Source organism: Blautia wexlerae DSM 19850 (assembly GCF_025148125.1).
GTDB lineage: Bacteria > Bacillota > Clostridia > Lachnospirales > Lachnospiraceae > Blautia_A > Blautia_A wexlerae.
The window spans coordinates 469,515-491,710 of record NZ_CP102267.1; the positions used below are offsets into that span (position 1 = coordinate 469,515).

The 22,196-nt window shown below is 38.5% G+C and carries 18 protein-coding genes and 1 pseudogene; 15 read left to right on the plus strand and 4 right to left on the minus strand.

The annotated features are described in order from the left end of the window. Together NQ550_RS02125 and NQ550_RS02130 are read right to left on the minus strand one after the other, a co-directional pair. Entirely contained in the window at positions 1-1,569 is a 1,569-nt protein-coding gene (locus tag NQ550_RS02125) for a response regulator (protein WP_025581265.1), read from the minus strand. Then, positions 1,562-3,361: a sensor histidine kinase gene (locus NQ550_RS02130; RefSeq protein WP_025581263.1), complete on the minus strand. Its 1,800-nt coding sequence runs from the start codon at positions 3,359-3,361 to the stop codon at positions 1,562-1,564. Before NQ550_RS02130 ends, NQ550_RS02125 begins: the two co-directional genes overlap by 8 nt. 466 nt (positions 3,362-3,827) lie before the next feature. Here NQ550_RS02130 and NQ550_RS02135 point away from each other — a divergent pair. The 9 genes and pseudogenes from NQ550_RS02135 to NQ550_RS02175 all read left to right on the plus strand — a co-directional run bounded on the left by NQ550_RS02135 (position 3,828) and on the right by NQ550_RS02175 (position 14,879). Continuing rightward, positions 3,828-4,592, plus strand: a pseudogene (locus NQ550_RS02135) (IS5 family transposase). A gap of 70 nt (positions 4,593-4,662) precedes the next feature. Further along, entirely contained in the window at positions 4,663-5,976 is a 1,314-nt protein-coding gene (locus NQ550_RS02140; protein WP_025581075.1) for an ABC transporter substrate-binding protein, read from the plus strand. Between the two features lie 114 nt (positions 5,977-6,090). Next, entirely contained in the window at positions 6,091-6,966 is an 876-nt protein-coding gene (locus NQ550_RS02145) for a carbohydrate ABC transporter permease (protein WP_008708164.1), read from the plus strand. A 2-nt stretch (positions 6,967-6,968) separates the two neighbouring features. Next, positions 6,969-7,805, plus strand: a complete 837-nt coding sequence (locus NQ550_RS02150) for a carbohydrate ABC transporter permease (protein WP_008708165.1) — start codon at positions 6,969-6,971, stop codon at positions 7,803-7,805. A gap of 6 nt (positions 7,806-7,811) precedes the next feature. Beyond that, complete coding sequence (locus NQ550_RS02155) at positions 7,812-9,422, plus strand: hypothetical protein (protein ID WP_008708166.1); 1,611 nt, start codon at positions 7,812-7,814, stop codon at positions 9,420-9,422. Continuing rightward, on the plus strand, positions 9,419-10,786 hold the full coding sequence (locus tag NQ550_RS02160) for an ADP-ribosylglycohydrolase family protein (protein ID WP_008708168.1): 1,368 nt from the start codon (positions 9,419-9,421) through the stop codon (positions 10,784-10,786). The genes NQ550_RS02155 and NQ550_RS02160 overlap by 4 nt, the downstream gene beginning before the upstream one ends. Positions 10,787-10,823: 37 nt before the next feature. Beyond that, positions 10,824-11,699, plus strand: a complete 876-nt coding sequence (locus tag NQ550_RS02165) for a D-psicose 3-epimerase (protein WP_008708169.1) — start codon at positions 10,824-10,826, stop codon at positions 11,697-11,699. A 364-nt stretch (positions 11,700-12,063) separates the two neighbouring features. Beyond that, on the plus strand, positions 12,064-13,326 hold the full coding sequence (locus NQ550_RS02170) for an IS30 family transposase (RefSeq protein WP_416386862.1): 1,263 nt from the start codon (positions 12,064-12,066) through the stop codon (positions 13,324-13,326). Between the two features lie 293 nt (positions 13,327-13,619). Beyond that, positions 13,620-14,879 (plus strand): IS200/IS605 family accessory protein TnpB-related protein, encoded by a 1,260-nt coding sequence (locus NQ550_RS02175; RefSeq protein WP_259839115.1) that lies wholly within the window; start codon positions 13,620-13,622, stop codon positions 14,877-14,879. Between the two features lie 6 nt (positions 14,880-14,885). On the opposite strand, the gene NQ550_RS02180 is transcribed toward NQ550_RS02175, so the two are convergent. Then, the gene (locus tag NQ550_RS02180; protein WP_055057942.1) at positions 14,886-15,650 is read right to left on the minus strand and encodes an ATP-binding protein; all 765 of its coding nucleotides are present in this window, start codon (positions 15,648-15,650) and stop codon (positions 14,886-14,888) included. Beyond that, on the minus strand, positions 15,647-17,218 hold the full coding sequence (locus tag NQ550_RS02185; RefSeq protein ID WP_055057941.1) for a Mu transposase domain-containing protein: 1,572 nt from the start codon (positions 17,216-17,218) through the stop codon (positions 15,647-15,649). The genes NQ550_RS02180 and NQ550_RS02185 overlap by 4 nt, the downstream gene beginning before the upstream one ends. 1,031 nt (positions 17,219-18,249) lie before the next feature. On the opposite strand from NQ550_RS02185, the gene NQ550_RS02190 reads away from it, so the two are divergent. The 6 genes from NQ550_RS02190 (at position 18,250) to NQ550_RS02215 (ending at position 21,984) form a co-directional block, all read left to right on the plus strand. Next, positions 18,250-18,447: a hypothetical protein gene (locus NQ550_RS02190; RefSeq protein ID WP_022379894.1), complete on the plus strand. Its 198-nt coding sequence runs from the start codon at positions 18,250-18,252 to the stop codon at positions 18,445-18,447. A 125-nt stretch (positions 18,448-18,572) separates the two neighbouring features. Beyond that, a complete protein-coding gene (locus NQ550_RS02195) occupies positions 18,573-18,884 on the plus strand; it encodes a rhodanese-like domain-containing protein (protein WP_025581338.1) in 312 nt (103 codons plus the stop codon). Positions 18,885-19,145: 261 nt separating this feature from the next. After that, the gene (gene yfcE, locus NQ550_RS02200; RefSeq protein WP_008706224.1) at positions 19,146-19,688 is read left to right on the plus strand and encodes a phosphodiesterase; all 543 of its coding nucleotides are present in this window, start codon (positions 19,146-19,148) and stop codon (positions 19,686-19,688) included. Between the two features lie 33 nt (positions 19,689-19,721). Beyond that, positions 19,722-20,873 carry a THUMP domain-containing class I SAM-dependent RNA methyltransferase gene (locus NQ550_RS02205; protein ID WP_008706223.1) on the plus strand — a complete coding sequence of 384 codons (1,152 nt, stop codon included), beginning with the start codon at positions 19,722-19,724 and terminating at the stop codon, positions 20,871-20,873. Between the two features lie 50 nt (positions 20,874-20,923). Beyond that, positions 20,924-21,508, plus strand: coding sequence for an XTP/dITP diphosphatase (locus NQ550_RS02210; RefSeq protein ID WP_025581183.1), 585 nt, complete (start codon positions 20,924-20,926; stop codon positions 21,506-21,508). Beyond that, complete coding sequence (locus tag NQ550_RS02215) at positions 21,505-21,984, plus strand: metallophosphoesterase family protein (RefSeq protein ID WP_025581184.1); 480 nt, start codon at positions 21,505-21,507, stop codon at positions 21,982-21,984. The genes NQ550_RS02210 and NQ550_RS02215 overlap by 4 nt, the downstream gene beginning before the upstream one ends. Positions 21,985-22,196 lie beyond the last annotated feature (212 nt).

Sequence of the window (22,196 nt, forward strand, 5' to 3'; positions counted from 1 at the left end):
TTATTTTCTTTCAGTAACACTTGATAAATAAAAATCACGATAATCTCTAGGCGTGAGGTTTGTACATTTCTTAAAAATACTACTAAAGTACTGAGGCTCGTTAAAACCAACAGAATAGGCGATATCAGCAATTCGCATTTTCGGATTTTTGAGTAGCTCAATAGATTTCGAAATTCGTATTTCATTGACAATATCTGTAAAATTTTTCCCGGTCTCGCCAGTTATTAAGGAGCTTAAGTATGAAGGAGAGAGGAAAACAGATTTTGCTACAGTAGATAGCGACAATTGTTCCATGTAATGATTCGAAATATAGTCGGTAATTTTATTTACAATGTCTTGCTTTGTACTGGTTTTGATTGAGCGAAAATCGCTAAGGTCAATTATCATATTTACAAATATATCTTTTAACATTTCAAGTGTATCACATCGGATGACTTTTTGAAAATTGGCATATTTTTCAAAAAGCAGAGCAGTCTGTTGTTTATCAGATCCGATAATGCTATTAATAGATAGAACAGATAATACAATGAAAGAACTTTTTATTAAGGATACATTTTTATTAAATACAGATACCCATTCATAAAATAATGAAGAAGCCTGCTGATGTAAATACACTCCTTGATAAGTTGCTATAGATGTTTCTATTTTTTTTTGATAAAGATATAAAGTATGGTAGTCGGTATAACCTAACTCGTCTTCACTATTTTGATCTAGAAAAAAATGGATACATTGATTCCCTGTGAAGAATTGTTTTCCGAGAGCACGTAGACTTTCGGTATATGCAGTATGCAATGCCTCATAATTTGAGTGTAGGTTACTAATACCAACAGATACTGTTGTATGAAAAAATTGATAAATTCTATCTTGCAGTTGTTTCATTAATGATTGTAATTCTTGAGTTTGTGTGCTCATTCTGCCTACAATAATCAGGACATAATGTAGTCCGCTGGCTTTTACTGAGATATAATGATTAAACTGAATAATAGATTCACAAAATTTTGCGAGATTGTGGATCCGGAAAATATCATGCTCTTGATTGTCATCAAATTGAAAAGCGCACACTCGGAATTGCTTGAGAGAATCAAGCAGTTGTAAGATTCTAGGTGAAAAATCTATACTACTATAGACGTGACCACTCAATAAATTGCTCAGAATATAGTCTTGCTGATTTTCAATTTGCTGTTGCTCTTGTGAGGCGAGTATTGTATTTATTATTTTTTCGAGATGATTTTCCAATTCTTTATAATTTACAGGTTTAAGCAAAAAAACGGCTGCTCCAAGATTTAATGCATCACAAGCATACTCAAAATTTCTATGACCGGTAAGGATAATAAATTGAGTATTCGGATATTTTTCTTTCAAATAACGAAGAAAAGTGATGCCATCAATTCCGGGCATGACGATATCTGATATTACTATGTCTGGAGGAGTAGATAGACTATACTCTAGAGCTTGAATACCATTTTGTGCTAATCCAATAATTTCACAACCCATATTTTCCCATGAAAAAGCATTTGAGATACTGTATAAGATCCCTTCTTCGTCTTCTGCAATTAATACCTTAATCATTAGTATTCTCCTTAGAAGCTATTGATGTCTGATATGGAATTCGTAATTCAACACGTGTTCCGAAAGAAAGCTGACTAGTTATTGTAAAACCATAATTTTTCCCATATAGAAGCTCTAACCTGGTTTTTATGTTAGATAAGGCAATATGGTGCCCGTTTTTATTTGGATTATCAATAGATGTAGCTGGTGAATCTAAAGAACGTATATTTTGTAGTACTTTATTGTCTATACCAACTCCGTCATCTTCAATGATACAAAGTAAATCCTGATCGCATTGTTCAACCGAAATAGATACTACACCGGGTGTTGGCTTTGGAGCTAATCCATGGTTAATTGAGTTTTCTAAAAAAGGTTGAATGATCAGTTTTGGTATAATACAGTCAAGAAGATGCTCTGGAATAGAAGTGTGTATGGCTATTTTGTTATTATACTTGCAACGAATAATTAACGTATATTGTTTAATATATTCCATTTCATCACGAAGAGTATAGACTTTATTTTCATTAGAATATAAATCTGTTTGCAGCATATAACTTAAGCTGGAAATCATATCACAAACTGGATAAGCCTCATATTCGTATGCCTTCCAACTGATTAGTTGAAGGGTGTTAAAAAGAAAATGAGGATTCATTTGTGATTGAAGATTTTTTAGCTGTGCTTCTTTTTGTGCAAGCTGAACTTTATAGACTGTATTAATCAGCATATCAAGCTTTTTGCTCATTTTATTAAAGCCATGATTTATTAGTGAATATTCTTTCATAAATGATGTTTCTGGAAGAACGAACTTAAAATTTTCGTGGGCTATCTCTTTTAATGCTTTAGTAAGATCATAAAGCGGAGCAGTAATGATTCTGGAAAACATATATATGGATATAAAAGAAAACAGAATCAAAAGAAGAGCAAGGATATAGAATCTGGTTGAAATTTGGCGAAAACCAGATAGTAATTTATTATGATCAATTTGTATAACGGTAACCCATTTATCATAGGAAATTGCAGGTACAGCACTGCGCATATCAGCATAACTATATAACTTACCAGCGCTTGAATATGATCCACAGGCATTGGTTGATAGCTCAAAGCCATCGAATACATTGCCCAATAGACTAATATCCGTAGAACAGATGATTTGCCTGTTTTCATTAAGAATATACATGCAATCTGCATTAATAATGTTAAGATTTTGAAACTTGTCTAATAAGAAAGACTGAGACAATCGGATTACAACAATTCCTTCTAAGGAATAGTCAGTATAATTATATATGCACATTGAAAGTTCTAAACATTCTTCCTTTTGGTTGTATGGGAGCCAGTTTAGATTAGTTGGATAAATCAGAGCATTTCTATAATAAGGACTGGTTTGAATGTCGCTTAGTGATGTGTTTTTATAACCATAATGAAGACTGCCTTTTTTATGAAGCAAATATAAGTCTAGGCCTTCCAGATAGTATGCATCAAGACTATTTACCTGAAAATAACTTTCGATAATATTTTGAAAAGAGTATTGGAAATCATCAGTACTCTCATTTGAGATAATAAAATTACGAATTTCAGGATCATCTATTAGGTTTTTTACTTTTGTTTCGAATTGATGCAACGATTGGGATATACCAAGATTTGTTTGACGTATAATGTTCTGGCTATAATTTTCGGCTTGTGCTGAAAATAAAGCAGAATACCTTATTGAGGGAAATATAAATAGAAGGATAGTGATTAATGTGATTGCTATTATGCAGGGAATGATGATTGAACTTTTGAAATCAAGTTGCCATTGTGATTTATTAAGCTTCATATGTCGCCTCCTGTTGTCATGCCTCATCCTATAAGTAGCGAAGCGGATTGTGAATATCCGCTTTGACTTAAATGTATGTGGGTTTTCTAAAATCATTCAATTGTTACGATTATAGTATAAAATACCGTATGCGTCAATGATATAAATAAAAAACAACGAAAATATGCACAAAAATAAAATGGAATACACAAGAAAAACAATCAAAATGTATAAAATAATACGATTTAATCTATATCGTAAGATTTTATAAATTATATGAGTAAGATATTGGATTTTAATTTATAGTTGGGCAAAGTATAATGTACCTATCAGAAAAAAGAACAGCAGGAGGTATTAAGAAGATACAAACATAAAATGTAAGAAAAAGTGAACGTGAACTAGAGCGTGTCTGAAAAATAAAAATTGCACAAAACGCATGTTTTATTTCCCTTTTTCATGATAAAATAAAGAAAAAGGGGTGTTCACTATGTTGAGACGATATGAGTTGACTGATGAAGAATGGCTTCGCATTGAACCTTTATTACCTCCTGAAAATACTGGAAAACAAGGACGTCCAAGGAAAGACAATCGTATCATTATGAATGGAATTGTATGGCTTGCACGTAGTGGGGCACCTTGGCGCGATCTTCCTGAACGTTATGGTTCATGGAAAACTGTCTATAGCCGATTCCGAAAATGGATCGATGATGGTATCCTTGATAATATTTTCCGTATTTTAAGTCTTGAAGCAGAATTGGAAGAATTATCCATTGATGCTTCTATTATCCAGGCGCACCAAAGATAGTGCCGGTGCAAAAAAGGGGGCCTTCAAATGAAATCGGGCATAGTCGTGGAGGAGCCAAGCACCAAAATCCATGCGGTAGTAGATGCCTATGGATATCCAGTTTATTTAATGATCAGTGAGGGACAGCGTAATGATATCAATTATGCAATCCCTTTGCTCGATCAAATTGAAATAAACGGAAGCAATGTGTTAGCTGACCGAGGATATGACAGTAATAAATTGCTTGATTATGTGTACGCACGCGGTGGAGAGCCAACCATTCCATCCCGAAAGGGAGCTAAATTTGAACGTCATTGTGATTGGTGGTTATACAAAGAACGCCATTTAGTAGAAAAGTATTTTCTGAAATTAAAAGCATTCCGACGAATCGCTACACGTTATGACAAATTAGCTGCAACCTACTTGGGATTTATTTGTATCGCCTCAATATTAATTTGGTTAAAATAAACAATTTAAAATGTTTTTCAGACACGCTCTAGTAGAGAGAAAAACAAAAATTATTATTGGGAGGCGTAACATGAAGAACTTATTAAAAACAACGGTATGTTTCACAACTATGTCTTTGACAGCGATATTATTACCAATGAATGTGATGGCAAATGAAGGAGAGGCCAAAACAATCACCATAGCCTGGACTAATATTATGGAAAGTCAGCAGGAAATATGGGAAAAATACATTTTTGAGCCGTTTGAAGAAAAACATCCTGAAGTAACAATTGATTTTCAGTGTCTGCCGGATCTTCAGAATACAGTTCGAGTTCAGGTTGCAGCAGGAGCAGGCCCTGACATGTTCTATATGGATAGTGTTGATATTCCGGATTATGCTTCTACTAATCGTATTCTTAGTCTTGAGAATTATAGGAAAGAATATAATTTAGATGACAGCATGTATGACTGGGCGATTCGTTCTTGTCTTTACGAAGATGAAATGTATGCGTTACCAGCATCTGTCGAAGCGACTGCAATGACATACAATAAGAATCTTTTGGATCAATTAGGAAAAGATGTTCCTACCAACAGAGAGGAATTTGTGGATGTATGTAATGCGGCTCTGGAAGCTGGTTTGATTCCTGTTTCGTTTGGATATTCCGGGGCAAATCTTTTGCTGACCTGGCCATATGAACATTATCTTACGTGCTATGCAGGCGGAGAGAAGACAGCTCAGCTCTTAAAGGGTGAAATTACATTTGATGATCCGGATATTAAAGGTGCATTTGAGTTATTGAAAGCCGACTGGGATGCAGGGTATATCAATGACAAAAAGAGTGGAGCTATAACAAATGATGAGGCCAGAATATTATTTGCAAATCAGAAGGCGGTATTTAACTATGAAGGACCATGGCTGATTCTGGCAGATGGTGCGGCTAAGACATGGGATTTTGAATGGGGACAGTGTGCATGGCCATCTATGAAAGACGGTACACCGGCTGGATCAGCAATTACTCTTGGTGAAGCGATTGGTATTAATGCAAATTCACAGGTTTCTGATTTGTGCATGGAAATGATGATGGATTTTTATAGCAATGAAGAATTAATGGCTCAGGCTGTTGCAGAAGGATTTTCAACACCGGCAGTGCCAATTGATTCTGCTGCTTATCCGGAAGATATGGATGAAAATATAAGAAAAGCACTTGATGCACAAAATGAAAATATGAATCTTGAAACAGTTGGATATGCGCCATGGGGATTTTTCCCTGCCAAAACAACAACCTTCCTTGATGATAATCTGGATAAGGTATTTTATGACAAAATGGATTTAGATACCTTTATTGATAAGGCAAACGAAACAATCGCTGAAGATTTCGCAGATGGTTATGTGTTTGCAGGTTAAGTAAATCAAAAAGAACTGTGTAAGTAGGTTCTTTCTAAGGCTTCACACTGTTATAAAACATTAAACGCTTATAGTATGTGTGAAGTCTTAGTTCTTTTATAAGGGAGGAATAAAATGTCATACAATACGAGGAAAAAGTTAAAAGGTACATTTTTTATTCTGCCAGCTTTTTTAATACATGTGATTGTAATTGTAATTCCGGCATTATCCATGATTTATTATGCATTCACAAAATGGAATGGATTATCAGAACCAGTGTTCATTGGTCTTGATAATTTCAAGAGAATGCTTAAAGATTATGATTTCTTATTTGCAATGAAAAATAATTTGATTTGGATGGCAATTTTCCTGATCGTTCCTTTTATCCTTGGACTGGGAATGGCCTTAGTATTTACCAAGATAGGAAAAGTGCAAATGATTTTTAGGACACTCTGCTTTCTTCCATATGTTATAAGCGCAACAGTGTCTGGAAAAATTTTTTCCATATTCTATAGCCCATATTCTGGTTTAGGATCAATATTTGAAAAATTGGGAATAAAAGCATTGGCAGGATTTGCACCACTTGGAAATGAAAAACAGGCACTTTATGCAGCGGCATTTGTTGATAACTGGCACTGGTGGGGGTTTGTTCTTGTTTTAATGTTGTCTGCGTTACATCAGGTGGATACTTCGTTATATGAAGTAGCTAAAACAGAGGGCGCAAATGCATGGCAAACTTTGATACACGTTACAATCCCGCAGATTAAGCCTACAATAATATCGTATTTTGTGTTTGTTATTATTGCAGCATTTACTACCTTTGATTATGTGTGGATTATGACGCAGGGGGGACCAGCCGGTTCAACAGAGGTGTTTGCTACTAGAATATATAAAACCACTTTTATTAATTATGATGCGGGTTATGGTGCAGCGATGAGTTTATCGGTTTGTATATTGGCACTGAGTGTATATTTCGTTTTAAAATTCATTCAAAAAAGGGGGCGTGAATAGAAATGACAATGCAGAAACGCAAAAAAATGACTCTTTATATGAAGGTTTTTTTCGCAGCGTTAATATCCTTGATTCAGATTATGCCGATTGTTGTGGTGGTTGTGAATTCGTTTAGAGGAAACGACGAAATATCAAAGCTTATGCTGGGGTTTCCAACAAAATTTCATTTTGAAAACTATGCTGTTGCTTGGACTAGAGGGGGATATGCATATGCTTATGCAAGCAGTCTGATTATAGGTTTTGGAACTGCGTTCAGTGTGGTGTTGCTTGTTGGCCTGGCCGTTTATGGATTGTATAAGACAGATTGTTTTTTTAAGGAATTTTTTAAGTCATATTTTGTTGCGGGACTTGCGATTCCAACGTTTGCTGTAATTGTACCACTGTTTTTTTTCTTTTATAAAATTAATCTGATTAACACCCATATTGGAATGATTTTAATATATATAGGGATCAATATTCCATTTAACTTCACCTTTATGTCTGCATTTTTTGAGGGAATGTCAAAAGAACTGGATGAAGCGGCCCGCATTGACGGAGCATCAGAAATGCAAAATTTGTGGCATATTGTTGTTCCTCTTGCGAAACCTATCATGACAAGTGTTATGTTAATCGTATTTGTGAATACGTGGAACGAGTTTCTTTTTTCCAATACCTTTTTACAAAAAGAAGAAATGCGAACGGTATCTTTGCGCTTCTTTAACTTTGTAGGAAAAAACGGAGCAGATTATGGTTATATTTACGCAGCAGCTATTATTTCAATACTTCCAATCATTATAATATACTTTTTGATGCAGGATTCATTTGTAGAAGGAATGACAACAGGAAGCGTGAAGGGATAAAAGATTATGGTAGAATTTCCAAAGTATGTAAAAATCAATGATTTGGATTTGGTAATGGCTATTCGTGAGGGAATGAATCCAATGCTGGAGTGGTATGATAAAAAACATAACAATCTTCCCTATTTTTGGAATTATATTTCTGGTCCCAAATATGGAAATAGTCATCATAAAAGTTATAGCTGTGTTCATTCCATGGGGCGATGGCTTGATGCTTTAGTTAATGCAGAAGCGATCACAGGAGAAGTCGTACCACAGGAAATATATGATCAATTGGCATTTTGGGCATATGAAATTTTTAATAATGATACTGGAATGATGGCTAATTTAAATGTAAATACATTTGAGTGGGAAAAGGTATGTGATCTGCATAATCTTAGGGAGGCAATGTATGCCTTTGTAGCATTGTTAAAGAAAAATCCAAATGATCAGAAGGCTAAAAAAGGCGCAGAACATTTGATCGATATGGTCGATCGATATACAGATTTTGAAACGGGAAATTGGAAGACAGACCTGTATGAACGTGAATGCGGAGGAAAAGTTGAATGTGGGGCTAGCAGTGAACGGGAAGTATATAGGTTTTCTTCTACGCTTGGAAGGTATATTGGGGGATTAGTCAGACTGTATATGGTATATCCGTATGATAAGGCGTTGGACCAGGCTATCAGGCTTACGGATACAGCATTAAAAAATGTTTTGCTTGATGATGGAGAATTTGACAGAGAAAGATTTGCAGAGCATCTTCATTCAACAAGTTCTATGATTTCAGGAATTGCTATGTTAGGCAGTTTGATTCAGAATCAAGAAATTTTATGCCGGGTAAAAAAATTTATGGAAAATGGATACTACCAGGTTGCTACCGATTTTGGATGGTGTTTAGAAAATGACAAAAGGGTAGATAATTGGGTGGGGGAAATTAATAACACAGGTGATTACCTGGAAGCATGTTTGTGCTTGGGCAAAGCAGGTTATGAAGAGTATTACGATAGAGCTGATAAGATGATAAGATGCCATCTTCTGCCATCGCAACTTTTGGATGTCAGTTTTATTTCAGATGAAGAATCTGAAGATGATTCCATTTCCAAAATGGCAACTAGGATGAAAGGAGCGTTTGGCTTCCCATGTCCATACGGTCATGAATATGAGCCTGGAAGCGAGATATCCTTCAATTGGGATATCGTTGGTGGAGGGGTTAGCAGCCTCTGTTGGGCATATAATCATATTGTGACAAATGTGAATGGAATTATCAGCGTTAATTTGCAGTTTGATTATGAAGATGAGAAAATTTGCTATAGAACGCCATATTCATGTGGAGAAATGAAAATTTTACTCAAAGAAGATCGAGTAGTCAGATGCCTGATGCCAAAAGATGTAGATTGGAATGCATTAATAAAGGAACTAAACCGACAGTCAATATTATTTTATATAGAAGGACAATGGTTATATCTATATGGAATTTATCAAAAGGGTATGTTGAGGTTGCCGGTTAAGTATTTGAAGCAACGTAAAAAATACTCATTTAGAAATAATGAGTTATTGGTAGACTATGTAGGAAATAGGATAGTTGGAATGAGTTCTGAAGGAAAAAGATTATGCTTTTTTAAGGAGGTAAATAAATGATTGAGAATACATTGTGGATGACATACTTTGAATATCTTCCTATCGAATTGAAGCAGGCAGAGGAAGAAGGAAAAAATGTTGAATTATATAGAAAAGAGATAGAAGAAATTATTCAGACATCAGGTGATATGTCATTTGAAGAAAAAGAAAGAAAAGCCTGGGAAATACTGGATAGAATTGAAAAAGAACCAATTAAAAGAGAGTTCCCATATCAGGAACCAAATGAAATAGAAAAAATAGAGGAATTGAGAAATACGGAACTTAGAAGGAACTTTACTGTAGATCAAGCGACAATAGAAGACAGAGTTTGGGGTGCATGGCTTGGACGTTGTATTGGATGTTTGCTGGGCCAACCTATTGAAGGTTGGAAAAGAAAAAGAATTGAAGGGTTCCTTAAAGATACCGATAATTATCCAGTTGAGAGGTTTTTGTCATCTGATGTTTCAGAAGAAATAATTCATAAATATAATGTAAGTAATAATGGAGAAAATGCATTTTGTGATACTGTCACTCACTGGATTAATAACATTGTAGATATGCCAGAGGATGATGATACAAATTATACAGTCATAGGCTTGAAAACTCTTGAAATTTATGGAAAAGATTTTACGAGTGATCAAATTGCATGGATGTGGCTTACAAGTCTTGCAATGGGTCATGTTTCTACTGCTGAAAGAGTAGCGTATAGAAATATTGGCAATCTGGTGCCTACCTCTAAAAGTGGCTGGTGGAAGAATCCATATAGGGAATGGATAGGTGCACAGATCAGGGCAGATATCTTTGGTTATGTGTGCCCAGGGGATCCGAAGAAGGCAGCTGATATGGCATGGAGAGATGCAAGAATCTCTCATGCAAAAAATGGAATATATGGAGAAATGTTTGTAGCAGCTTTGCTTGCGGCAGCATATGCTGAAAGCAACGTTGTCAAATTAATTGAAACGGGTTTAGGCGAAATCCCTGCAACATCGAGACTTTATGAAGTAGTATTGGGAATAGTATCAGATTATTGTAATGGAGTATCAAAAGAGAAAGCTATTAATAAACTACATAGTAAATACAATGAAGATGATAGCCATGATTGGTGTCTCACTATTACCAATGCAGCTGTAGTTGCTATTTCGATTCTATACGGGGAAACTGATTTTACCAATGCGCTTGGTATAGCAATGGAATGTGGCTATGATACTGATTGTAATGGGGCTACGGTTGGTTCGATTATGGGAATAATGATTGGAGCAAAGAACATTCCAGAATCTTGGAAGAATAATGTGACTGGTATACTTAGAACAGGAGTTTCAGGATTTTATCAGGTGAGCATTGAAGAACTTACGAGACGAACATGTGCAATCATAGATAAAAAGTAAAAGAACTGATAGAGGGTTTAATACTGAGGTGTAGAATATGAAATATGGTATTTATTACGCTTATTGGGAAAAGGAATGGAATGGAGATTACAAATATTATATAGATAAAATTTCAAAATTAGGTTTTGATATTCTGGAAATTTCTTGCGGCGCTTTTTCTGACTATTACACGAAAGATCAGGAGTTAATTGATATTGGAAAATATGCGAAAGAAAAAGGCGTAACATTGACAGCAGGGTATGGACCTCATTTTAATGAAAGCCTGTCATCTTCAGAACCCAATACGCAGAAACAAGCAATCAGTTTTTGGAAAGAGACGCTCCGGAAATTGAAGTTAATGGATATTCATATTGTTGGAGGCGCACTCTATGGTTATTGGCCTGTAGATTATTCCAAACCTTTTGATAAGAAAAGGGATTTAGAGAATTCCATTAAAAACATGAAAATTATTAGTCAGTATGCTGAAGAATATGACATAATGATGGGGATGGAAGTTCTTAACCGTTTTGAAGGCTATATGTTGAATACATGCGATGAAGCGTTGGCATACGTTGAAGAGGTTGGCTCTTCTAATGTTGGTGTTATGTTAGATACTTTTCATATGAATATAGAGGAAGATAATATAGCAGCAGCCATTCGTAAAGCAGGAGATAGGCTTTATCACTTCCATATAGGAGAAGGAAATCGTAAAGTACCAGGAAAAGGTATGCTTCCTTGGAATGAGATAGGACAGGCATTGCGAGATATAAACTACCAACATGCAGCAGTTATGGAGCCATTTGTAATGCAGGGAGGAACAGTAGGGCATGACATTAAAATATGGAGAGATATCATTGGAAACTGTTCTGAAGTTACATTAGATATGGACGCTCAAAGTGCGTTGCACTTTGTAAAACATGTATTTGAAGTCTAATCGCGAAAAGTTTGATTGATTGCGAATGTCCGCTTTATAAAAATCTGATCATAGCATAGGGCAAAAGAAAAAAAGTACAGAACAAATGTTTGAGTTTGCTCTGTACTTTTTTTTGCCTGAATGGTATACTAGTACATACTTAAATGAAACTTAAATGAAAAACTAAATTCCGGTTTTGGGCCAAATGCAAGAGTAAATTCCATATAGGTCGAAGTTACTTTTGCACACATATTTGCCATATTGTCTTTGATAATCATTACTCCGTATAATGTACTTGCAGCTGATTGCCTGCCTGTGCAGATTGGAGATAATTATGAAAAATAAAGGCAATCAGAAACATTTAACATTTGAATAGCGTGTTGATATCGAGAAAGGTCTTACTGAGAATAAAAGCTTCACTGAAATTGGACGAATTATTGGTAAAAATCCATCTACCATATCAAAGGAAGTACGTCTCCACGCACATACAAAAGAACGTCCGGATTCAGGTTACACTCACCCGCCATGTATTCATCGCAAGAACTGTAAGGTGACATGCTTGTGTGATAAGATGTGTGGCATTCATTGTAAGCTTTGCAGAAAACCATCCTTTCGCTGCACTGATATATGTCCCGCATATGAGACAGCTGAATGTGAGAAACTGAATAAACCTCCCTACGTATGTAATGGTTGTGGTAAAAAGACACATTGTCTTATGCCCAGAAAGTTTTATTCATCCAAATATGCCCATGATGAGTACCGTAGCGTGCTAGTCGATTGCAGAGTCGGCATTAACCAGACTCCGGAAAGCATTCAATCCATGAATGATTTATTGGTTCCATTGATCAAGGAGAAGCATCAGTCCATCGGTCATACTTATGCTACTCATGCAGAAGAATTGGGTTGCTCCAGAAGAACACTTTACTCCTACATCAATGATTGTGTATTCGATGTCCGCAATGGTGACTTAAGACGTTCTGTACGTTATAAGAAACGCAAGAAACCTACACAGACCAGTGCAAAAGATCGTTCTTATCGTCAAGGTCATAACTACGAAAATTTCCAGAATTATATGAAAGATCATCCAGATATAAATGTTGTGGAAATGGACTGCGTGGAAGGAATGAAAGGCGAAAGCTGCGCCCTCTTGACCTTTACATTCCGCAACTGCAATCTTATGCTTATGTTCCTGTTGGAATATCAAGACCAGGAATGCGTGTTAGAGGTCTTTGTATGGCTTGAAACAGTGTTAGGACAGGATGCATTCAAAAAGCTTTTTCCGGTGATCCTCACGGATGGAGGTTCAGAATTCTCAGCTCGTGAAGAGATGGAGAAATTCTGTGACGGAAGTAAAAGCACGACGGTCTTTTACTGTGATCCATACAGCTTTTGGCAAAAAGGTGCCTGCGAAAAGAACCACGAGTATATCCGCTACATCCGTCCGAAAGGGAGTTCATTCGCTGATTTAAATGACGAGAAAGTCAGACTTATGATGAATCACATAAACAACGAAAAAAGAGACAGTCTTAATGGACATAGCCCATATGAACTCTCTCTTTTACTCTTGGACAACAAACTGCACAAAGCATTAGGATTAAAGGCAATCGCACCTGATGATGTTATGCTTAGTCCAAAACTTATAAAATAAAATAGTAAAGCACAGGCAGATTTCACTGCACCAGAATTTAGTCTTGCACATAAGGCATGTGGAATTTAGTCTCGCACACTATTTTCAGATGCCCGGTTAGTATGCATAAAAACATAAATCATGAGTGCTTACAGGTTTATTATAAGACAAAAAAATAGAATTGTTAAGGTGCATTACAGAATTTAATCCCGCATAGTTACTGAGATAATCCACAGCTGGAATTTAGTTTTTCATTTAAGTGTAGTAGAAAAAACAACAGAATCTGAGAAAAGAGTTATCAGGGAGAAATAAAAATGCAGATAATATCCAGTTATGGTGTAGAATTACGAAAACAGAATATCCCGATCCGCCAGACACTGGAGATCTACCGTTCTGCTGTCAGCTATCTGATTGGGATTTATGTGAAGGTATGGGAAGAATTAGCAGAAATCCCGGATGCAAAGAGGCGTTTTAATGCTGCAGAACATCTGGTACATACTACGAAGAAAAACCATGCCTGTTTTGATTTTGATATCCGGTTTCCAAAGATGCCTTCCTATCTGCGCAGATCTGCCATCCGGCATGCACTGGGGACAGTATCCTCTTATAAAACACGGCTGGATCTGTGGGAAAAGACAGACGGAAAGAGCGGGAAACCAGGGCTTGTATATGAAAACCACGCCATGCCGGTCTTCTACCGTGATGTCATGTACCGTGAGGGAGCGGAAGGGAAAGACGAAGCATACCTGAAACTCTATGACGGTCATGACTGGAAATGGTTCTGCGTACGTCTGGAGCATACAGATATGGAATATCTGAGAAAATACTGGTCAGGGAAAAAGGCATCAGCCCCGACTCTGGAAAAGAGACACCAGAAGTACTTTTTGCGTTTTTCCTATAAAGAGGAAGTAACACTTACCAAAACACCTGTGAAAGAACAGATCATCTGCAGTGTGGACTTAGGGATCAATACCGATGCAGTCTGTACCATCATGCGGGCAGACGGAACTGTCCTGGGAAGAAAATTTATCGATCATCCCAGTGAAAAAGACCGGATGTACCGCACACTGGGACGGATCCGCAGATCCCAGAGGGAATATGGCTCTGCGCAGACACAGGGAATATGGGCATATACGAAACGTCTGAACACAGAACTGGGTAAAAAGATTGCAGGTGCGATTGTAAGATATGCGGAAGAAAACCATGCAGATGTTATCGTGTTCGAGTATCTGGAGATGCAGGGGAAGATATCGGGAAAGAAAAAACAGAAACTGCACCTGTGGAGAAAAAGAGATATCCAGAAGTGTTGTGAACATCAGGCACACAGGAAAGGGATGCGGGTATCCAGGATCTGCGCATGGAATACCAGCAGATTGGCTTATGATGGTTCCGGGGCGGTAACACGTGACTGGGAAAATCACAGTCTCTGTACTTTCCAGACAGGAAAACGATATAATTGTGACCTGTCAGCATCCTATAATATAGGGGCGAGATGCAAATTACGCTCAAACGGAATGCCAGTTCCGCTACTGCGGAACGGCTATTCCATTTTTAACGGTACGAAGTACCGCTAGATGATATCATTCTGTTTCACGCATATTTATACCGTTCATCTCCAGACGATATGTATGATGTTTATCTGTGATTCGTGTAAGGCACGCATCAGCGTAGGTATTGTCAGCAAACATATCAAACCATGTACTGACTGGAAACTGTGAGATGACTACAGTTGATTTTCTTCCATCCCTGGTGTCAAGGACCTCAAAAAGATCCCGGCATTTATCAAGATCGAGATCCATAAGGCCAAAATCATCGATCACAAGAAGATCCAGCTTGGTCAGCTTATTCAGGTAATCCAGATTTGTGGATTTGATACGTGCCTGTTCCATTTCGCTCATAAGAGTGTTCGCTTTTATATACTTTACACTCTTAGACTGCTTCATTGCAGTTACACAAAAAGCATTGATTAGATAAGTTTTTCCACTGGCGGAAGATCCTGTTACAATGAGATTCTTTCCTTCCTCTATCCAATGGCAGGTACTCAGTCGCTCTATTGTCTGGGTATCAAGCTGACGTTCTGGACGGTAAATAGTTTCGTCAAGATCCGCCGCCGGGTATCGCAGATGTGCTTCTTTCATCAGACGATTAAAGCGTTTATCTGCCCGTGCCTGCCACTCTGCATCAATCATTGATGCTATGCGTTCCATAAAAGTGTTCAGATCTGCATTGGGATCTTTCAACTGTTCTTCCAGGATATGTGCCATTTCTGGAACACGGAAACTCTTCAGACGCATGATCAGAGCCTGTTCCTGAGGTGTTAATGTAATGTCATGGGATGAACTCATTTGTATGCCTCCTTTCCACGGATGTTTGTATGGGAAGGAAGTTTTCCGGTTCCGTTTATAGCACTACTGGAATGATTATTCTGAACCATGCTAAGTACTTTCTTGAAATAAGAATACTTGCAAGCATTGGCTTCTACGCATTTCTCAGCAGCCTCCTGAACCAGCCTGTGAGGAACATCTTTACAGGAATGGAGTACACCGGCACAGCTGTTGTATGCCTGTTCCTCATGCTTGGAACTGCGGAGTATCCTGTCAATAAGAGTTACCATAGATTCTCCATAAACAGATGCCCATCGTCTGTAATAAGCTCCGTCATGTGCATTCACTTCTTTGTAATACAGGTGTTCTGGAGGCATGTGATTGTCATCTGTAATGTAAAGAGGAAAATCACGGTAAGATCTTGGATGGCGGCAGATCAGCCGGTTATACTCATCACAGATCCGTATCTCCGTCATTGTAGCCTTAAGAATTGCAGGCTTCCCTTTATAGGTATACAATACAGAATAGTAGTGGGCATCATACTCAAGGTGGTAATTATCTGGAACTTTAAGAAAGTATTTATAATCACAAAGTGTATAACTTTCGCCTGGAAGCTGGTTCATACGCGGTTTGTCGTACTTTTCAAATCCATTCATGCGGGATTTCCGAATGTCAGATTTTTTCTGGAAAGGACGCTGGTTGATGTCCGCTACGATCTTTTTGACCGCAGCATTCAGAGCTTCCAGAGAGATATAAGTATCTTTCTTTAACTCTTCTACCAGATGCGTCTCCAAGAAACGCACATGATTTTCAACTGTTGGTTTGCCTTTCGGTTTCCTTGGTGGCGGCGGCAGAACGATCGTATCATAAAAAGTTTCCAGATCTGAAAAAGCTGACTGCAGCACAAGTTCATCTTTACTATGCCTGGTAACAGCTGTTCTTAGATTGTCCGGGACAAGATATTTAGGAACTGCCCCATAATAAGACAGTGCATGTACTGTACCGGTAATAAAATGTGGAAGTTTTTCATCCGGAAAGATCTCTGCATAAACAAGGCTGCTAAAACCAAGTGTAGTTGTAAAAATGTGAACTTTCCGAAGTTCGCCAGTTGTTGTGTCCAATAGCAGTTCCGGCTGGTCGCCTACCCAGTCAATATACATCTTTTCACCAGGGATCCGTTCCACAGGCATAGATGTTTTTGAAGTACCATAAGCATCTACCATAAAATCACGATACAGCTTATAAAACTGAGCGAGCTGGTAACCGTTGGGATGCTCTTTTTTATAATCAATCCATAGAAAACTCAAGTCAGCATGTTTTCCCATTTGGATCATCTGCTCATGTATTTTTTCAAAATCAGGCAGTGGAATATCCTTATGTCGAAGGTTTTCTTTTGGATAGATGAGATCAACCACCTTTGAGGCTGGCATTTGCCGAAGATCATCCAATGATAAGCCTGAATCCTTGTAGCGGTTCATGATCAATGCAATCCCGCTCCGTCCGATCCGGTAACGTTTTTGTACAGAGTCATAACTGACTTTACTGAGCCGAAGTTCTATGACTCCAAGAATAGTATTGTAGTCGTGCATAATAGTTCCTCCTTTGCACTGTGATGAATAATAGTTACATCACAATAATAAAGGAAAAACGTACCGTTTTGAGCAGAAAACGCGTACCGCTAAATCAGAATGAATGTACCGCTGATTTCAGAATAGGCGTACCGTTCGAGCAGAATTTGCAGGGCGAGATATTTTATAAGAGAACTTTTAAAACCCCTTCCGGTAACGGAAAGGTCTTTACTGGAGGCAAAAGTCCCTCCTGTAAAGCGTAGAACCTCATGTGTTTATGCAGATCTGAGGAAACTCCATTCAGAAATGGAACTCTTAAAAGCAGCATAGATACAGGCAGATATACAGCGGACTACCTGTAATGTGGGAACCAGCCATATCTGGCATGGGAAATGCGCATAACTGCGCACCTAAGTTACAGGTGTATCTGCCGATATTCAGTCTGACGCCTAAAGCGTCTGGAAGCACGCGACTTCAGTCATGTGAGGTTCACTGGGAAAAGAAGAATATAAAAATGGAGCAGCATCGCATATCATGAGATTGGCGATGCTGTTTTTTGTATTTTTTCTGAGATTATAGCAATTCTATAAAATAATGCAATCAAGACAGTTCAGCAAAGTGCGAAGGACAAGGAAGATATCTGCAGGCGTGCTGACGCACGGCAAAGATATCTGACGCAGGACTTCACGCTATGATGGACTGGATTGTTTGCAGTAATTTATGGAATTGGTATAGTATGAGGTGATCCGTGTATGGATAAATACAAAGAGAAAGCCCCGGCAGGGGAGCTGCCGGGACTTTCAAGGGGAGTATAAATAATTAAATAAGGGGTTTATGTAAAAAAAATTTTTGAAGGGTAAATTCTTTTTACAGCTATGATTATAATATAGCTTGGTGAAAAAAGCAACATATTTTGATGAATATTCCCCCCGGTTTTTGGGATAATAGTCAATGTGAAGCACTTTCAGCGATGAAGTGTGGAAGAAAAAAACCGGATTTTGCAGAGTATCAGGAGATCCGGGCAGATAAATCTCATCAGGAGGAAAATAATAATGGCAAAAAACTATGAATCTGAGAGTAAAAACAGCAGAAATTACACAGGAACTTCAGATAAGAACAGCTATGGTAATGAAATGAACCATGCTGGTAATGCAAAAAACAGTGTGAAAAGCAAAAACGAGACAGATTGTAGAAGTAAAGCAAAAAATAAAACTTCCCAGTCTTACAGCTCAGAAGAAGACAGATATTGATTGGATCAGGAGGGGGAAATGCCCCTCCTGATCTGCTGTGAGCCAATTTATGTGTCGGCTGTTTTTTGTCAGGCAGTGGCATATCTGTCCCTGATATCATATGATATAACAAAAAGGAGTCTGCCATGTTTCCGGTGGAAACGATTTCTGCAAAAATGCTGGATTATTATGTGGGCCGAAGGGACACGTTGATCATAGATCTGAGAGAAAAAGAGTCCTATATGCACAGTCATGTAAAAGGAGCCGTAAACATGCCATATGGAGAAATAGACGGATATACAGCCTTTCCAAAAGGGAAAATACTGGTTCTGTACTGCGACAGGGGCGGGGCAAGCCTTCTGCTTGCAAGGCAGCTTGCAAAGCTTGGGTACTGTACCAGGTCTGTTATAGGCGGTTTTGGAGCATATCGGGGAAGAAATCTTGTAATTTCGCCATAAGCATGATAAGGTGTAAGAGAAAAAATACGAACCGGTATATCTTCAGGTTATTTCAGAAATCAATCTGTCGGCATACCTATTGTGCCAACAAGTTGATTTCTCGAACAATCTTGCGTCTAAATTTCTTATTTCCGCGTTGTCGTCGGTCGCCGTAGCCACCGCTACGCCTCCTTCCTCCGCCTTGAAATAAAAAAATTTATCCTGCAAGATTGTTTCAAGAATCAACTTGTCGGCACACTATAAAAGAGGAGACACAAAACTATGAAATATATGTTTGCATCAGATGTCCATGGTTCTGCATACTACTGCAGAAAAATGCTGGATGTCTATAAAGAAGAAAAGGCAGAACGCCTGGTACTGCTGGGCGATCTGCTCTATCATGGCCCGAGAAATGATCTTCCCAGAGAATATGCTCCCAAACAGGTCATTTCCATGCTTAATGACATGAAGAAAGAAATTTATGCTGTACGTGGGAATTGTGAAGCTGAGGTCGATCAGATGGTCCTGCAGTTTCCGGTTATGGCAGACTACTGTATTCTGAACCTGGATGGAAGAACCTTTTATGCCACACATGGGCATATTTACAATGAAAATAATCTGCCTCCGATCCAGGAAGGAGATATTCTGATCCATGGACATACCCATGTACTGAAAGCAGAGCAGAAAGAAGGCTATGTACTTCTCAACCCGGGTTCTGTTTCCATTCCAAAAGAAGGAAACCCGCCTACATATGCGATCTTTGAGGACGGTGTGTTTACAATTAAGGATTTTGAGGGAAATATTGTTAAGAGCATAGAATTATAGGGAAGTCCCATCTACATATAGAAAGGATAAAGAATGGAAAAATTTGAACTGATCGCTCCATGTCATTTCGGTATGGAAGCTGTGCTGAAACGTGAGATCCTTGATCTGGGCTATGAGATTACCAAAGTAGAGGATGGAAAAGTAACATTCGAGGCAGATGCACAGGGAATCGCAGATGCCAATATCTTTCTGCGTTCCACAGAAAGAATCCTGCTGAAAGTAGCAGAAGTAAAGGCAGAAACCTTTGACGAGCTTTTTGAAAAGACAAAAGCCCTGCCATGGGAAAATTATATTCCCAAGGATGGGAAATTCTGGGTTGCCAAGGCCAATTCTGTGAAGAGTAAGCTCTTTAGCCCGTCTGATATCCAGTCCATTATGAAAAAAGCCATTGTAGAGCGTCTGAAGGGCGTATACGGGGTGTCCTGGTTTGAAGAGGATGGGGCAAGCTTTCCTATCCGCGTGGCATTTATGAAAGATGTGGCCACGATCGGTATTGATACCTCAGGGGTATCTCTGCATAAAAGAGGATATCGTAAAATGACAGTGAAAGCTCCGATCACAGAAACACTGGCATCTGCTCTGATCATGCTTACGCCATGGAATAAAGACAGGATTCTGGTAGATCCTTTCTGCGGAAGCGGTACCTTTCCTATTGAAGCAGCAATGATGGCAGCAGATATTGCACCCGGCATGAACCGTTCCTTCCTTGCTGAGGAATGGAAGCATCTGGTTCCGAGAAAATGCTGGTATGATGCAAATGAAGAGGCACAGGACAGGATAAATCTTAATATTGAAACAGATATCCAGGGCTTTGACATTGATCCTGAGGCGTTGAAGGCTGCCAGAGCTAATGCAAAAATGGCAGGTGTGGACAAGCTGATCCATTTCCAGCAGAGAGCGGTAAAAGATCTCCGCCATCCCAAACCATATGGATTCATCATCACAAACCCTCCTTATGGGGAACGACTGGAAGAAAAAGAGAATTTAACTCAGCTTTATCGTGAAATCGGGGAAAGCTATGAAAGGCTTGACAAGTGGTCCATGTATCTGATCACATCTTATGAGAAAGCGGAGAACGATATCGGGCGAAAAGCAGATAAAAACCGTAAGATCTATAATGGTATGCTTAAGACCTATTACTATCAGTTCCTTGGGCCGCGCCCACCGAAGAAAAACCGTAGCTGAGTGCTTCTGTAATTGCGAAAAATCAAAATAAAAAGAGGATACAAAGGATTATGAAAAAAATAATTTTTGCTACCGGAAATCAGGATAAAATGAGAGAAATCCGCGAGATCCTTGCAGATATGGATGTAGAGGTTGTTTCTATGAAAGAAGCGGGAATCCATGCAGATATTGTAGAAAATGGTTCTACTTTTGAGGAAAATGCTGTGATCAAGGCGAAGACAATCTGTGAACTGACAGGGGAGATCACTCTGGCAGATGATTCCGGTCTGGAGATTGACTATCTGAATAAAGAGCCGGGCATTTATTCTGCCCGTTATATGGGAGAAGATACCTCATATCATATCAAAAATGCAAGTCTGATAGAGAGACTGAACGGAGTTCCGGACGAGAAGCGTACTGCAAGGTTCGTATGCGCCGTTGCAGCGGCTTTTCCGGATGGAAGTGTAAAAACAGTGCGTGGAACAATGGAAGGCCGTATAGGCTATGAGGAGAAGGGAGAGAACGGCTTCGGCTATGATCCGATCTTCTACCTGCCGGAATATGGATGTACTTCTGCAGAGCTTTCCGGCGAAGAGAAAAATAAGATCAGCCACAGAGGAAAAGCATTACGTGCCATAAAGGATGAACTGAAATGAAGGTACTGATCGTCAGCGATACTCATGGACAGGATGAGAATCTGGAAGAGACAGTGCTCAGAGAAGCTCCCTTTGATTATCTGATCCACTGCGGGGATGTGGAAGGCAGAGAGATTTTCATTGAGGCACTGGCAGAGTGCCCATGTACGATTGTCGCAGGAAATAATGACTTTTTTACAGACCTTCCCTATGAGGAAGAGGTTACTCTGGAGGGACATAAGATACTGGTTACACATGGACATCATTATTTTGTGTCCCGGGATTATGATAAACTTGTTGAGAATGCGCAGGCTAAGGGATGTAAGATTGCAATGTATGGTCATACTCACATGCCTGTGATCGAGAATGAGGATGGGATTCTGATAATTAATCCCGGCAGTCTTACCTACCCGCGTCAGAGAGGCCGCAGACCAAGCTATGCAGTTATGCAGATAGAAGAGGGAAAAGATCCTCAGGTCGAGATCAGATACCTCTGAAAAATTATTTAACTGAATCAGGTAAGTTACTTGCGGAGGTTGCGAATATCCGCCTGACTCATCTGACTGTATATTTTTGAGGTATTGTTGATCGGATAACGGCAATACCTCTTTTTACAGATACGTGACAGTAAAAGAATAGAAGAAAAATTAAAAAAGTTAAGATTTTTTTATTGTGCAAAAAAAATATTTTTTTACAAAAAATCTCAAAA

Excerpts from the sequence above, each read along its gene's own strand:
- NQ550_RS02125 (WP_025581265.1), bottom strand. The coding sequence starts at position 1,569 with ATGATTAAGGTATTAATTGCAGAAGACGAAGAAGGGATCTTATACAGT.
- NQ550_RS02185 (WP_055057941.1), bottom strand. The coding sequence starts at position 17,218 with ATGCACGACTACAATACTATTCTTGGAGTCATAGAACTTCGGCTCAGT.
- NQ550_RS02175 (WP_259839115.1), top strand. The coding sequence starts at position 13,620 with ATGCAGATAATATCCAGTTATGGTGTAGAATTACGAAAACAGAATATC.
- NQ550_RS02180 (WP_055057942.1), bottom strand. The coding sequence starts at position 15,650 with ATGAGTTCATCCCATGACATTACATTAACACCTCAGGAACAGGCTCTG.
- NQ550_RS02145 (WP_008708164.1), top strand. The coding sequence starts at position 6,091 with ATGTCATACAATACGAGGAAAAAGTTAAAAGGTACATTTTTTATTCTG.
- NQ550_RS02155 (WP_008708166.1), top strand. The coding sequence starts at position 7,812 with ATGGTAGAATTTCCAAAGTATGTAAAAATCAATGATTTGGATTTGGTA.
- NQ550_RS02195 (WP_025581338.1), top strand. The coding sequence starts at position 18,573 with ATGTTTCCGGTGGAAACGATTTCTGCAAAAATGCTGGATTATTATGTG.
- NQ550_RS02210 (WP_025581183.1), top strand. The coding sequence starts at position 20,924 with ATGAAAAAAATAATTTTTGCTACCGGAAATCAGGATAAAATGAGAGAA.
- NQ550_RS02190 (WP_022379894.1), top strand. The coding sequence starts at position 18,250 with ATGGCAAAAAACTATGAATCTGAGAGTAAAAACAGCAGAAATTACACA.
- NQ550_RS02140 (WP_025581075.1), top strand. The coding sequence starts at position 4,663 with ATGAAGAACTTATTAAAAACAACGGTATGTTTCACAACTATGTCTTTG.
- NQ550_RS02215 (WP_025581184.1), top strand. The coding sequence starts at position 21,505 with ATGAAGGTACTGATCGTCAGCGATACTCATGGACAGGATGAGAATCTG.
- yfcE (WP_008706224.1), top strand. The coding sequence starts at position 19,146 with ATGAAATATATGTTTGCATCAGATGTCCATGGTTCTGCATACTACTGC.
- NQ550_RS02165 (WP_008708169.1), top strand. The coding sequence starts at position 10,824 with ATGAAATATGGTATTTATTACGCTTATTGGGAAAAGGAATGGAATGGA.
- NQ550_RS02205 (WP_008706223.1), top strand. The coding sequence starts at position 19,722 with ATGGAAAAATTTGAACTGATCGCTCCATGTCATTTCGGTATGGAAGCT.
- NQ550_RS02160 (WP_008708168.1), top strand. The coding sequence starts at position 9,419 with ATGATTGAGAATACATTGTGGATGACATACTTTGAATATCTTCCTATC.
- NQ550_RS02130 (WP_025581263.1), bottom strand. The coding sequence starts at position 3,361 with ATGAAGCTTAATAAATCACAATGGCAACTTGATTTCAAAAGTTCAATC.
- NQ550_RS02150 (WP_008708165.1), top strand. The coding sequence starts at position 6,969 with ATGACAATGCAGAAACGCAAAAAAATGACTCTTTATATGAAGGTTTTT.